Origin of the sequence: Nocardia sp. NPDC056064 (genome assembly GCF_042266925.1) — a bacterium.
GTDB lineage: Bacteria > Actinomycetota > Actinomycetes > Mycobacteriales > Mycobacteriaceae > Nocardia.
The window spans coordinates 1,633,833-1,646,043 of record NZ_JBHJWO010000001.1; the positions used below are offsets into that span (position 1 = coordinate 1,633,833).

At 70.5% G+C, this 12,211-nt stretch carries 13 protein-coding genes; 2 read left to right on the top strand and 11 right to left on the bottom strand.

Features of this window, described 5'->3' with window-relative positions:
* The first annotated feature begins 47 nt into the window (after window positions 1-47).
* Window positions 48-653: a GNAT family N-acetyltransferase gene (locus ACFC06_RS07510; protein WP_375928861.1), complete on the top strand. Its 606-nt coding sequence runs from the start codon at window positions 48-50 to the stop codon at window positions 651-653.
* Here ACFC06_RS07510 and ACFC06_RS07515 read toward each other — a convergent pair.
* The 6 genes from ACFC06_RS07515 to ACFC06_RS07540 all read right to left on the bottom strand — a co-directional run bounded on the left by ACFC06_RS07515 (window position 643) and on the right by ACFC06_RS07540 (window position 7,945).
* Complete coding sequence (locus tag ACFC06_RS07515; RefSeq protein WP_375928863.1) at window positions 643-1,215, bottom strand: adenine phosphoribosyltransferase; 573 nt, start codon at window positions 1,213-1,215, stop codon at window positions 643-645. The two genes, ACFC06_RS07510 and ACFC06_RS07515, sit on opposite strands and share 11 nt — an antisense overlap.
* Window positions 1,216-1,235: 20 nt before the next feature.
* Window positions 1,236-2,948, bottom strand: coding sequence for an ABC transporter substrate-binding protein (locus ACFC06_RS07520; protein WP_375928865.1), 1,713 nt, complete (start codon window positions 2,946-2,948; stop codon window positions 1,236-1,238).
* A gap of 23 nt (window positions 2,949-2,971) precedes the next feature.
* Entirely contained in the window at window positions 2,972-4,147 is a 1,176-nt protein-coding gene (gene secF, locus ACFC06_RS07525; protein WP_375928867.1) for a protein translocase subunit SecF, read from the bottom strand.
* Window positions 4,144-5,859 carry a protein translocase subunit SecD gene (gene secD, locus ACFC06_RS07530; RefSeq protein ID WP_375928869.1) on the bottom strand — a complete coding sequence of 572 codons (1,716 nt, stop codon included), beginning with the start codon at window positions 5,857-5,859 and terminating at the stop codon, window positions 4,144-4,146. Before secD ends, secF begins: the two co-directional genes overlap by 4 nt.
* 102 nt (window positions 5,860-5,961) lie before the next feature.
* Window positions 5,962-6,300: a preprotein translocase subunit YajC gene (gene yajC / locus ACFC06_RS07535; RefSeq protein ID WP_375928871.1), complete on the bottom strand. Its 339-nt coding sequence runs from the start codon at window positions 6,298-6,300 to the stop codon at window positions 5,962-5,964.
* Between the two features lie 154 nt (window positions 6,301-6,454).
* Window positions 6,455-7,945 carry a flavin-containing monooxygenase gene (locus tag ACFC06_RS07540; RefSeq protein ID WP_375928873.1) on the bottom strand — a complete coding sequence of 497 codons (1,491 nt, stop codon included), beginning with the start codon at window positions 7,943-7,945 and terminating at the stop codon, window positions 6,455-6,457.
* 152 nt (window positions 7,946-8,097) lie between these two features.
* Between ACFC06_RS07540 and ACFC06_RS07545 the strand changes: the two genes are divergently transcribed.
* On the top strand, window positions 8,098-8,676 hold the full coding sequence (locus ACFC06_RS07545) for a DivIVA domain-containing protein (protein WP_375928875.1): 579 nt from the start codon (window positions 8,098-8,100) through the stop codon (window positions 8,674-8,676).
* Window positions 8,677-8,683: 7 nt separating this feature from the next.
* Here ACFC06_RS07545 and ACFC06_RS07550 read toward each other — a convergent pair whose 3' ends face one another.
* The 5 genes from ACFC06_RS07550 to ACFC06_RS07570 form a co-directional block, all read right to left on the bottom strand.
* A complete protein-coding gene (locus ACFC06_RS07550; RefSeq protein WP_375928877.1) occupies window positions 8,684-9,196 on the bottom strand; it encodes a GtrA family protein in 513 nt (170 codons plus the stop codon).
* A 52-nt stretch (window positions 9,197-9,248) separates the two neighbouring features.
* Window positions 9,249-10,328: a Holliday junction branch migration DNA helicase RuvB gene (ruvB, locus tag ACFC06_RS07555; protein ID WP_375928879.1), complete on the bottom strand. Its 1,080-nt coding sequence runs from the start codon at window positions 10,326-10,328 to the stop codon at window positions 9,249-9,251.
* A gap of 3 nt (window positions 10,329-10,331) precedes the next feature.
* Complete coding sequence (ruvA, locus tag ACFC06_RS07560) at window positions 10,332-10,931, bottom strand: Holliday junction branch migration protein RuvA (protein ID WP_375928881.1); 600 nt, start codon at window positions 10,929-10,931, stop codon at window positions 10,332-10,334.
* Entirely contained in the window at window positions 10,928-11,497 is a 570-nt protein-coding gene (ruvC, locus tag ACFC06_RS07565) for a crossover junction endodeoxyribonuclease RuvC (protein WP_278264167.1), read from the bottom strand. The genes ruvA and ruvC overlap by 4 nt, the downstream gene beginning before the upstream one ends.
* Window positions 11,498-11,669: 172 nt before the next feature.
* Window positions 11,670-12,179 (bottom strand): O-acetyl-ADP-ribose deacetylase, encoded by a 510-nt coding sequence (locus ACFC06_RS07570; RefSeq protein ID WP_375928883.1) that lies wholly within the window; start codon window positions 12,177-12,179, stop codon window positions 11,670-11,672.
* Window positions 12,180-12,211 lie beyond the last annotated feature (32 nt).

A 12,211-nucleotide genomic window follows, 5' to 3' on the forward strand; every position in this document is an offset into this window, starting at 1 on the left:
CCACCGGCCACGTTGACCGGGCAGCGACGACGACAGGAGCGGGACGAATGATCACTGTGCGCCAGGCCGGACGCGCCGATGCGCGCGAGCTGGGTACCACCTTGGCGGCGGCCTTCCAGGACGACCCGGTGATGTCCTGGATCGTGCCCGATCCCCGGCGCCGGGCGGCGGGCCTGCCCCACTTCTTCACCGCCATGGCCCGCCACGTGTACACCCCGTTCGGCGCCTGCGAGCTGGCCACCGACCCCGAGTCAGCGGGTGCGGGCGCGACCCTGTGGGGCCCGCCGGGCCAGTGGCACGGCACCCCGGCCGCCGATCTGCGGACGCTGCCCGGCATCCTCCGCGCGTTCGGCAGGCGCACGATGGCCGGTAAACAGCTCGGTGACCTGCTCGCCGAGCATCATCCCCGAGAACCGCACTGGTACCTGTCGATGATCGGCACCACGCCCGAGGCGCGGGGCGCCGGATTCGGGCAGGCGCTGCTGCGCTCGCGGCTCGACCGGGTCGACGCCGAGGGCGCCGCCGCCTATCTCGAATCCAGCAACCCCGACAACATCGGCTACTACGAGCGCTTCGGTTTCGCCGTCACCGGCGAGCTGCGGGTGCCGGGTGGCCCGCCGCTGTGGCCGATGTGGCGGCCCGCTACAGCTTGACGATCGAGGTGACGGGGTAGTCGCCCTGGTGCTCGCGGCCCTTCAGGAACTCCAGTTCCATCACCACGGCGGCCGCGACCACCTCGGCGCCCACCTCGTGGAACAGCGCCGCCGCGGCGGCCAGGGTGCCACCGGTGGCCAGCACGTCGTCGAGCAGCAGAATCCGCTTGCCCGCGAGGTCGACACCGTCGGCGGGGATTTCCAGTGCGGCGGAACCGTATTCGAGCTGGTATTCGCGCGAGACCACCGGCGGCGGCAGCTTGCCGCCCTTGCGGATGGCGAGCACACCGGTGCCCAGCGTGGCGGCCACACCCGCGCCGAGCAGGAAGCCCCGCGCGTCGACACCGGCGATGAGGTCGGCCTCGGGGGCGACGGCGGCGAAGCAGTCGATCACCGCGCGGAAACCCTCGGCGTCGGCGAAGACCGGCGTCAGATCGGCGAAACGCACTCCGGGCGTGGGGAAGTCGTCGTGCCAGCGGGTCAGTCGCGCCACCGCGTCGGCGGCCTTCTCGCTCCGGGCGACCACCACGTCGTCGGACTCGACCACCGCGTGCTTGCTCATCGGCACCTCTCCACGTCCACTCACCGCTGCAACACCCAGCGATCCATATTCCACCCGGTACCGGCCTGCGTCGGCCCGGCGATCCCGTTCTGCATGCCGTGGCCGAAGGCGATGGTGCGCGGGGTCGCGAACAGCGGGATGCTGGGCACCTGCGCCCACAGCAGGTTCTCGGCCTCGGTGAGCAGATCCAGCGTCACGACCGAGTTGGTCTCGCCCGCAAGCTGATCGGTGATGGCATCGTAGCGACCGTTCGCGAAACCTCCGACATCGAGCCCGCTACCGGCCCGCAACGCCGCGAAGGCGACCACGTTCGCGGTCGAGCCCGCCGGGCCCGGTACCGCCCCGGTGCTGCCAAGCACCGCGTCGACCGCGCCCTCGGCGAGCCTGGCCGGCGTGAAGTCCGGGGCGCCCGCGTCGACCACGGTGATGCCGGCGCCGCGGCACGACTCGGCGATCATCGCCACCGTCTTCGCGCGGCGCGCGTCCGGCGCCAGGTAGCCGATCCGCACGGTCGGCTGCGCGGTTCCGGCCGAGGCCAGGGTCGCGGTGGCGGCCGGGATGTCGGCGCCCTTGTACCGGTCGGCGGTCCCGGCCACCGCCGGGTAGTACAGCGAGTCCTGCTGCACGACACGGGAATTCAGGGGCCCGGCGCCCAGGCCGTGTTCGGGCACCTCGCCCGCCTTGCCGAGCGTGTCGAACAGGGCCTGGCGCGGCACGCACTGGGCGAAGGCCCGGCGCACCTCGACCCGGCCGAAGACGCCGGCACTGGCCAGCACGAGCTGTTCGGCGCCACGACCGGCGATCGTCTGCTCGTCGAAGCCGCCGAGTGCGAGCCCGTCCACCGAGCCCGCCCCCAGGTCGACGACGCCCAGCGCGTTGTCCTTCGCCTTGGCGGCGTAGTCGGTGCCGCGCGGCCACACCACGATCCGGCTGGTCTCCGGCGCCGAACCCCACCACTTCTCGTTCGCGACCAGCACCAGACCGTCGTCGGCGGTGAAGGATTCGACCCGGTAGGGCCCCGAGGACGGGAACTTCGTGAGATCGAGCGTGCCGGGCTTCATCGTCCAGCCGGTGTTCCAGAAGTCGGCGATCCGGCCGACCACCGCACCGTCACCGGCCTGCAGCGCGTCGACCACATTTGGCACCCCGGCGGCCTGTGCCACCACGTGCGCGGGCATGAGCTCGGCCGCGGTGAACAGGGTGCGCCACGGCAGGTAGTGCTTGCCGGGGCGGAACACCACGGTGGCGTCCTTGGAACCCGGCTGGCAGTCGACCCGCTCGATGTCCTCGTAGCCGAGCGTGGACGCCGCGTCGAACAGCGGCACCGGGCCGCGGTCGCCGGGCCGGGTGAACCGGCCCGAGCGCGCCGACCAGGCCAGCACGAGATCGTCGCAGGAGGTCTTCACCCCGTCGGAGTACACCCCGTCGGGATTGAGCCGGTACTGCACGGTCTGGGTGTCACCGGGCACCTCCTTGGCGGTGCCCGCGTCGGTGTCGGCGACCTGCTGACCGTTGGGTCCGGTGTAGAAGAACCCGGTCAGCACCCTGCCGAACACCGCCTGCGCACCGCCGGTCGCGCCGAGCGTGCTGCCACCGTTGTAGCTGGCGACCGCCGCGTCCACCGCGTACCCGATGGAGGGCACCTGGTTCTTGGACGCGCAGCCGGTCGCCACCCCGGTGGTCACCACCGCCGCGGCCAGCCCGGCGATCAGTCGAATCGTGCTGCCTCGCATGCCGATACTCCCGCCCGTCGCCGTCAGTGCCTTCTCTGCCGCTTTCCGCTGGGCCGCGAACCCGGCCGCGGCGCGCCCGTGTTCGCCGGTCGCGCGCCACGCGGCGCGGGTGCACCGGCACCCGCGCTCACGGGCACCCGGGTGTCCCCGGCGGCCCGCTTGGCGAGCACCTTCTTGGTGTGCGCGGCCACCGGGCCCCAGCGTTCCTTGATCGATACCAGCACGGGCACGGCCAGGAAGATCGACGAGTACGCGCCGACGATCATGCCGACCAGCTGCACCAGCGCGAGGTCCTTGAGCGTGCCGACACCGAGCAGCCACACCGCGATCACCAGCATGCCGATGATCGGCAGGATGCCGATCACGGTGGTGCTGATCGAGCGCATGAGCGTCTGGTTGGCGGCCAGGTTGGCCTGTTCGGCGTAGGTGCGTTTGTTCAGGTGCAGCACGCCGCGGGTGTTCTCCTCGACCTTGTCGAAGACCACCACGTTGTCGTAGAGCACGTAACCGAGGATCGTGAGCAGACCGATCACCGCGGCCGGGGTCACCTCGAAGCCGACCAGCGAGTAGATACCCGCGGTGACGATGAGGTTGAAGAACAGCGACACGATCGCCGCGACCGACATGTCGCGTTCGAAGCGGATGGCGATGTAGATCATCGTCAGCAGCACGAACACCACCAGCGCGATCAGCGCCTTCTGGGTGATCTGGCCACCCCAGGTCTCGCTGATCTCGGCGATGCTGATCGCGTCGATGCTCACCTCGGTGCCGGATTCCTGCGACAGCATCGCGCGCAGCGCTTCCTGCACCTGCGCGCTCTGGTCCTTGTCCAGGGTCTCCGAGCGCACCTGGATGGTGGCCGAGTCACCGGAGCCGACCTTCTGCACCGAGACCGGTCCGTGGCCCAGGGTGGTGGCGTAGGTGTCCTCCACCTGCTGGGTGGTCACGTCGGCGGCGGGCACCTGGATGCGCGAACCACCGGCGAAGTCGATACCGAGGGTGAACCCGCGCACCCCGATGCTGAGCACCGAGATCAGCAGCAGCACCGCCGCGACGCCGTAGAAGAACTTGCGCCTGCTGACGATGGGGAAACCACCGGTGCCGGTGTAGAGACGCTCGAAGAAGCCGTGCTTCGGGCCCTGAACGGGCTCTGCCTTGTCCAGGAACACCGACTCGTCGGTGGGCTTGTCGTTGCTCATCGAGACATCTCCTTCGGCCGGGACTGCCCGGCGCCGCGCTCCCTGGCGATCTGCTGCACCGAACCCAGACCGTTCACCGACGGCTTGGCCCAGAACGGCGAGCGCGCGGCGAGCATCATCAGCGGGGCGGTGACCAGGTAGAGCACGATCACGTCGAGGACGGTGGTGACACCGAGGGTGAAGGCGAAGCCCTTCACCTGACCGGCGGCGAGCAGGTACAGCACGACCGAGGCGATCAGGCTGACGGTCTTACCGGAGAGGTTGGTGCGCTGCGCGCGCGCCCAGCCGCGCGGCACGGCCGAGCGGAAGCTGCGGCCCTCGCGCATCTCGTCCTTGATGCGTTCGAAGAACACCACGAACGAGTCGGCGGTCAGACCGATACCGATGATCAGACCCGCGATACCGGCCAGGTCCAGGGTGAACCCGATCCAGCGCCCGAGCAGCACGATGATGCCGTAGACGGCGACACCGGCGGCGATCAGCGAGAACCCGGCGAGCAGGCCGAGCATCCGGTAGACCAGCAGGCAGTACAGCAGCACCGCGATCAGGCCCACCGCACCGGCCAGCAGACCGGCCTTGAGCGAGGACAGGCCCAGCGTCGCCGAGACCGTCTCGGCCTCGGAGGTCTGGAACGACAGCGGCAGCGAGCCGTACTTGAGGGTGTTGGCCAGCTCGGCCGCGCTGTCGGCGGTGAAGCTGCCCGAGATCGAGGTGCGTCCACCCAGCTGCGGGCCCTGCTGCACCTGCGGCGCGCTGACGACCTTCGAGTCGAGCACGAAGGCGACCCGCTTGTAGACGTACTCGCCGGTGAGGTCGGCCCACGCGTCGGAACCGGCGGACTTGAACTCCAGGTTCACCTCGTGGCGGGCCTGCTGGGAGTTCAGGCCGGAGGTGGCGTCGGCGATCTCCTGGCCGTCGATGCGGCTGGGGCCGAGCAGGAACACCTCGGTGCCGTCCTGCGAGCAGGTGACCAGCGGCAGGGCCGGGTCGTCGTTGCCCGCCAGCGGGTCGGGCTTGGTGCAGTCCATGCTCGCCACGGCGACCTGCTGCACGGCCTGGTCGGTGCTCTGGCGCAGCGCCTTGGCGTCGGCGATCTCCTTGGCCTGCTGCTGGGCGGCACTGCTGCCGGGTGCGGGCGCGGGGGTCGGCGTGGGCGCCTGGGCAGGGAACACGCGCGACTGCGGGGCCGGGGTGGTCGGCTCACCGGCGGCCGGGGCGTTCGGGTCCGCGGGCGCCGTGGTCTCGGCGGGCGTCTGCCCGGGCGTCTCGGTGGCCGGGGTCTGCGGGGTGTCGCCCGGGACCGGGGTCTGCGGCGCGGCACCGCCCGCCTGCGGCTGGGTGGCGGCCAGCACCGGCCGGATGTAGAGCTTGGCGGTGGTGGCCAGCGCACGGGCCTGCTGGCTGTCCTCGCCGGGCACCGTGATGACGAGGTTGTCGCCGTCGATGACCACCTCGGAGCCGGAGACGCCGAGACCGTTGACACGGTTCTCGATGATCTCCTGTGCCTTCTTCAGGCTGTCCTGGCTCGGCTTGCTGCCGTCGGGGGTGCGCGCGGTCAAGGTGACGCGGGTACCGCCCTGCAGGTCGATGCCGAGCTTGGGCGTGGGGGAATGGTCACCGGTGAAGAACACCAGCGCGTAGATCACGGCCAGCAGCGCGGCGTAGACGCCGAGCAGCCGGAACGGATGCGCCGATCCCTGGGAAGGTGGCACAGCAGGTCATCTCCTAGGCGGAAGTCGAGGATGGATCGATGGGCACAGCGGTGCCCGGCCGGGCGCGCACCGATCGCACGACCCCGGCGGGGGTGGAACGGGTCAGTCCTTGGTCAGCCGGGTCTCGGTCTGCTCCGGGGCTTCCTCGACGGGAGCCTCGGTCACCGGGGTCTCGTCGGTGGCCTGCTCCTCGGCACGCACCTCACGGATGGCCTGACGCAGCCAGGTGGTGACGACGTCCTCGGCGATCTCCAGGTCGACGGTGGAATCGTCGAGGTCGACGACGGTGCCGTACAGGCCCGAGGTGGTGACCACCTGGTCGCCGACCTTCAGCCCCTCCTGCATGCTCGAGACCTTCTCGGCCTCCCGCTTCTGTTTGCGGATACCGAAGAACATCGGCACGAGCAGGGCCAGGATCAGCAGCGGAAACAGGAAGTCCATCGTCGAAGTCAGTCCCTAGTCAGTGGGTGGACGTGCAAGTACGCCTGACAGTCTGCCAGTTCTCCGCCGCGCCGACACACCGGACACCCGCCACGCGGGCGAAACGACCCCGGTCCCGCGGGTGCGGGCCGGGGTCGGCGCGGTCACAGAGAGCTCAGGCGATGTGCCCGTAGCGGTAGTCGTCGAGCGGGAAGGCGACCGCCTCGCGGTGCGCGCTGGCGGTGCTGGTCGGCCGCAGCAGCGCGGCCTCCCCGTGCTGGTTGAAGTAGTAGCTGCGCGCGGTGGAGCAGTCGCCGCCGTAGAACACCGAGGACCCCAGCTTCTCGGTGACCCGGTCGAGGAACTGCGCGTTGGCCCGCTCGGTGACCTCGAAGGTGTGTTCGCCGCGCCGGAACAGCTCGGCGAACAACCGGCCCATGTGCTTCATCTGGGCCTCGATGGTGGTGAAGTAGGACAGCCCGCTGTAGGAGTAGGGGCTGTTGAGGCTCAGGAAGTTGGGGAACTTGGGCACGGTGATGCCCTCGTAGGCCTGGAAGCGGTTGTCGCGCCAGAACTTCCCGAGATTCACCCCGTCGCGCCCGACGATCTCGATGGCCGGGAAGTTCACGTCCCACAGGTTGAAGCCGGTGGCCAGCAGCAGGGTGTCGATCTCGGTCTTGTGCCCGTCGGCGGTGACGATGCCGTCGGGTTCGAGGTGGTCGATCGAATTGGTCTCGAGGTGCACGTGCGGCTGGTTGAAGGTCTTGAAGTACTGGTTGGAGAAGGTGGGGCGCTTGCAGCCGAAGTCGTAGTGCGGGGTCAGCCGCGCCCGGGTGTCGGCGTCACGGACCTGGGCGAACAGGTGCGCCTTGGCCAGCAGCGCGGCGGCCTTGTTGAGCGGTTTGGCCTGCGCGTAGTGCAGCACGCCGAGCACCATGAGCGCCTCGAGCATGCCGGTGTTGACCAGCCGCGCCGCCTTCTGGGTGACGGGAACCTTGTCGAAGAGCTGCTGCACCGCGCCCGGGATCGGGGCGTCGATCTTGGGCACCACCCAGATCGGCGTGCGCTGGAACACCGTCAGCTCGGCGACGCGCTCGGCCACCTCGGGTACCAGCTGCACCGCGGTGGCGCCGGTACCGATGATCGCGGCCCTGCGGCCGGTCAGATCGTAGGTGTCGTCCCAGTCGGTGGTGTGGATGATCTTGCCCGCGAAGGACTCGATGCCCGGGAACGGCGGGGTGTAGGGCTGGGACAGGAATCCGGTCGCGGTGAGCAGATAGCGCGCGGTCAACGTCTCGCCGCCGGCGATGCTCACCACCCACTGCTCGTTGTCCTCGTCCCAGCGCGCCCCGTCGACCACGGTGCCGAAGCGCATCCGCGCGCGCAGGCCGTACTTGTCGGCCACGTGCTCGGCGTATTTCTTCAGCTCGGCGCCCGGGGCGAACAGCCTGCTCCAGAACGGGTTGGGCTCGAAGGAGTAGGAGTAGGTGACCGAAGCGATGTCGACCGCCAGGCCCGGGTACCGGTTCACATGCCAGGTACCGCCCAGGTCGCCCTCCCGTTCCAGGATGACGAAATCGCGCAGACCGAGGCGGTCGAGTTCGATCGCGGCACCGATGCCGCCGAAACCCGCACCCACCACGACCGCGTCCAGTTGAGGTGCCACGTCGAACCTCCCGCGAGAACAAGTGTCTGTTACAAGATGACACACTATTGTACCGGTGTACAGTCACGCCCGGCGGCGGCTGTTCGGCGGCGAGGTCCGCACCGCTGTGGCGATGACGAAAACCCGTGGGATAGAAGGGCACTCCTGACACAATGACCGCTGTGACGCCCGACGATGTGAGCCGCACCCACTTCGCCATGCCGACCCTGGGTCATCGCGGCTACCATGCCGACGAGGTCGACGCGTTCCTGGAACTGGTCGCGGCCACCCTCGACGGTCAGGGCGCGCTCACCGCCGACGACATCCGCCACGTGCACTTCGGTGCCCCCCGTTTCGGCGGGCGCGGCTACCAGGCCGACCAGGTCGACGATTTCCTCGACCGGGTCAGGACCGAACTCGAATACCGGCAGAAGGGCGGCGCCCCCGTGCCCGCCGCCCGCGCCGGGGACACCGCCGCCGAGATGCTCACCCCCGACGACGTGCACCGGATGCGCTTCAGCCTGTCGGCGGTCGGCCGGCGCGGCTACCACGAGGAAGAGGTGGACGCCTTCCTCGACCTGGTCGCCGCCACCCTGGCCCACAACGGCCCCGGCAGCCTGACCGCCACCGATGTGCGCGGGGTGCGGTTCACCGACGCCCGCCTGGGCACCCGCGGTTACTCGCGCGAGGAGGTCGACGCCTTCGTCGACCTGGTCATCACCGCCCTCGACCGCGCCGAGGCCAGGCACTGACGCCCTCTCACCCCTGGATGCTGGTGAGTTCGGCGGCGCGCAGGTCGTCGGGGAAGACGTAGCGGCGGAAGGCCCAGAAGCGGAACGCCATCGCCAGCAGCACGCCCAGGATCTGGCCGCTGATGAAGTTGGCGACCATCTGCACCGTCGGATCCACGTGCGGCACCCGCAGATTCAGCACGTAGAGCGAGAGCGCCTGCGGGATCATGGTGACCACGATGCCCAGCGCGCTGACCGTGAAGAACAGGGCGGCCTCGTGACTGCGGCCGCGCCCGCCACGGGTGCGGAAGGACCACTCGCGGTTGAGGATGTAGGAGGCGATGGTCGCGATCAGCGCGCCGAGCAGGCGCGCGGTCAGCGGCTTGTCGCCGAGCACCGTCAGCTTCACCGCGTAGACCACCCCGGTGTCGATGAACCAGGTGATCGCGCCGACGACCGCGAATTTCAGGAGTTCCCGGTGCTTCAACAGCAGGGAACGCAACGGCTCGGGGAGGCGTTGCACCACCGCATGGACTGCCACCACGCCGACAGTAGACGACCCGGCCGGTCCGCGCCCGTCCGGTCCCGGCGGGTCAGTCCAGCAGCTCGGCGCTCGGTTGTGGTTCGCGCCCACGCACTTCGATGGCCCCGATGACCAGATCCGGCGGCGGGACCAGGCCCAGATGCTCCCAGGCGGCGGCCGTGGCGACCCGTCCGCGCGGGGTGCGGGCGACGAGTCCGGCGCGCACCAGGAACGGCTCGCACACCTCCTCGACCGTGGCGGCCTCCTCCCCCACCGCGACCGCCAGCGTCGACACCCCGACCGGTCCGCCGCCGAACCCACGCACCAGCGCGCCCAGCACGGCCCGGTCGAGCCGGTCGAGGCCGAGCACGTCGACGTCGTAGACCTCGAGCGCGGCCCGCGCGATCTCGGTGGTGATCACGCCGTCGGCCCTGACCTCGGCGAAGTCGCGCACGCGGCGCAGCAGCCGGTTGGCGATGCGGGGGGTGCCGCGCGAACGCCCGGCCACCTCGGCGGCCGCGTCGTCGTCGATCCGCACGCCCAGGATGCGGGCCGAGCGCTGCAGGATCCGCAGTAGTTCGGCGGGTTCGTAGAAGTCCATGTGGCCGGTGAAACCGAAGCGGTCGCGCAGCGGGCCGGTGAGCGCGCCGGAGCGGGTGGTGGCGCCGACCAGGGTGAAGGGGGCGATGTCGAGCGGGATGGAGGTGGCGCCGGGGCCCTTGCCGACGACCACGTCGACGCGGAAGTCCTCCATCGCCAGATACAGCATCTCCTCGGCGGGCCGGGCCATGCGGTGGATCTCGTCGATGAACAGCACATCGCCTTCGACCAGGTTGGACAGCATGGCGGCCAGGTCGCCCGCGCGCTCCAGGGCGGGGCCCGACGTGATGCGCAGCGCGGTGCCGAGTTCACCGGCGATGATCATGGCCATGCTGGTCTTGCCGAGCCCGGGCGGCCCGGAGAGCAGGACGTGGTCGGGGGTGGCGCCGCGCTGACGGGCGCCGCGCAGTACCAGGGCCAGCTGTTCGCGTACGCGCGGCTGGCCGATGAAGTCGTCGAGCGAGGTGGGGCGCAGGCCGGTCTCGGTCTCGCCGTCGGAGTGCAGGAAACCCGCGGTGACGGCGGAGTCGTCCTCGAATTCGGGGTCCATGCGCTACCTGTTCTTGCCGAGCAGTCCGAGGGCGGCGCGCAGGGCGACCGAGGTGCTCGCGGCGGGCTGGTCGGCCAGCACGGTATCGACGGCCTGTTCGGCCTGCTTGGCCGGGAAACCGAGCCCGACGAGCGCTTCGGCCACCTGTTCACGCACCGGCGTGATCGGAGCCTGGGCGCCGGGCGGGCCCGCGGGAACCGGGACCAGGTTCACCTTGTCGCGCAGTTCCACGACCATGCGTTCGGCGCCGCGCTTGCCGATGCCGGGTACCCGGGTCAGCGCGGAGACATTGCTCTCGGCCAGTGCCTTGCGCAGGGCTTCGGGTTCCAGGACGGCCAGCACCGCCATGGCCAGGCGCGGGCCGACGCCGGAGACCGTCTGCAGCAGGCCGAACAGGTCGCGGGCCTCGGTGTCGGCGAAGCCGAACAGCGTCATCGAGTCCTCGCGCACGATCATCGCCGTGTACAGCCTGGCCTCGTCGCCACGAGTCAGTCCCGCGAGGGTCGCGGGGGTGACATTGAGCCGGTAGCCGACACCGGCTGCCTCGATCACCACGTGATCGAGCGCGATCTCGAGTACCTCGCCGCGTACCGACGCGATCACCCGCGCACCACCTTCCGTTGTTCGGCCAGCCGCTGTTCGTAGCGGCGCCGCACCTCGTCCGCCTTGGCCTGCGCCGCCGCCATCCGGTCCAGCAGCGGCGCCCGCCAACAATGACAGATGGCCAGCGCGAGCGCGTCGGCGGCGTCGGCGGGTTTCGGGGCGACCTTCAGCCCGAGGATCCGGGTCACCATCGCGGTGACCTGCGCCTTGTCGGCGGTGCCGTTGCCGGTGACCGCGGCCTTCACCTCGCTGGGGGTATGGAAGGCCACCCGGATTCCGCGCCGCGCGGCCGCCAGGGCGATCACCCCGCCCGCCTGTGCGGTTCCCATGGCGGTGCGGACGTTGTGCTGGGCGAAGACCCGTTCGATCGCGACCGCTTCGGGCCGGTGGGTGTCCATCCATTCCTCGGCGGCGTCGGCCACGGCCATCAGCCGATGGGCCAGTTCGGCGTCCACCGGCGTGCGCACCACCCCGACGTCGACGGCGACGATGCGCCGCCCGGGTCCGCTGTCCACCATGCTGAGCCCGCACCGGGTGAGCCCGGGATCGACGCCCATCACCCGCACCGGCAGCCCCTTCGAAGACACGAACAGTTGTTCGAAAGTCTAGAGCATTCCGCCGCGCACGCCGACCAGCGACACGAGCCCCGGACACCCCTCCCCGACGGCCGCGCGGGCGCGGTCCGTTCCGCGCGGCCGGTCGAGAACCGCACCGCCGCGCGGGATCCGGCCGCTCCGGTCAGGTCAGTGCCGCACCGAAGGCCGCCAGCGCCCGGTCATCGAACAGGACGAAACGTACCTGCGCCACCGTTGTCCCGGCCGAGCGGACGGTCTCGACGGCGATGCGGGCACCGTCGTCCATCGGCCAGCCGAAGATTCCGGTCGAGATGGCCGGGAACGCCACCGTCGCGGCACCCAATTCGGCTGCCACGCGCAGGGATTCGCGGTAGCAGGAGGCCAGCAGCGCCGAGCGGTCCTCGGTGGCCGACCAGACCGGGCCGACGGTGTGGATGACCCACCGCGCGGGCAGCCGTCCGGCCGTGGTGGCGACGGCCTGCCCGGTCGCCAGCCCCTTGCCGTAGTGGCTCGCGCGCAGGTCACGGCAGGCGGACAGGATCTCCGGCCCGCCCTTGCGGTGGATCGCGCCGTCGACGCCGCCGCCACCGAGCAGCGAGGAGTTCGCGGCATTGACCACCGCGTCGACCCGCTGTTCGGTGATGTCCCCGCGTACCGCCTCGATCCGTGTCATAACTCCATTCTGCGGACCGGGCCGGGCACGAC

Bases quoted from the DNA above. Each gene is read 5' to 3' on its own strand.
- ACFC06_RS07510 (WP_375928861.1), top strand. From the start codon at position 48: ATGATCACTGTGCGCCAGGCCGGACGCGCCGATGCGCGCGAGCTGGGT.
- ACFC06_RS07515 (WP_375928863.1), bottom strand. From the start codon at position 1,215: ATGAGCAAGCACGCGGTGGTCGAGTCCGACGACGTGGTGGTCGCCCGG.
- ACFC06_RS07520 (WP_375928865.1), bottom strand. From the start codon at position 2,948: ATGCGAGGCAGCACGATTCGACTGATCGCCGGGCTGGCCGCGGCGGTG.
- secF (WP_375928867.1), bottom strand. From the start codon at position 4,147: ATGAGCAACGACAAGCCCACCGACGAGTCGGTGTTCCTGGACAAGGCA.
- yajC (WP_375928871.1), bottom strand. From the start codon at position 6,300: ATGGACTTCCTGTTTCCGCTGCTGATCCTGGCCCTGCTCGTGCCGATG.
- ACFC06_RS07545 (WP_375928875.1), top strand. From the start codon at position 8,098: ATGACCGCTGTGACGCCCGACGATGTGAGCCGCACCCACTTCGCCATG.
- ruvB (WP_375928879.1), bottom strand. From the start codon at position 10,328: ATGGACCCCGAATTCGAGGACGACTCCGCCGTCACCGCGGGTTTCCTG.
- ACFC06_RS07570 (WP_375928883.1), bottom strand. From the start codon at position 12,179: ATGACACGGATCGAGGCGGTACGCGGGGACATCACCGAACAGCGGGTC.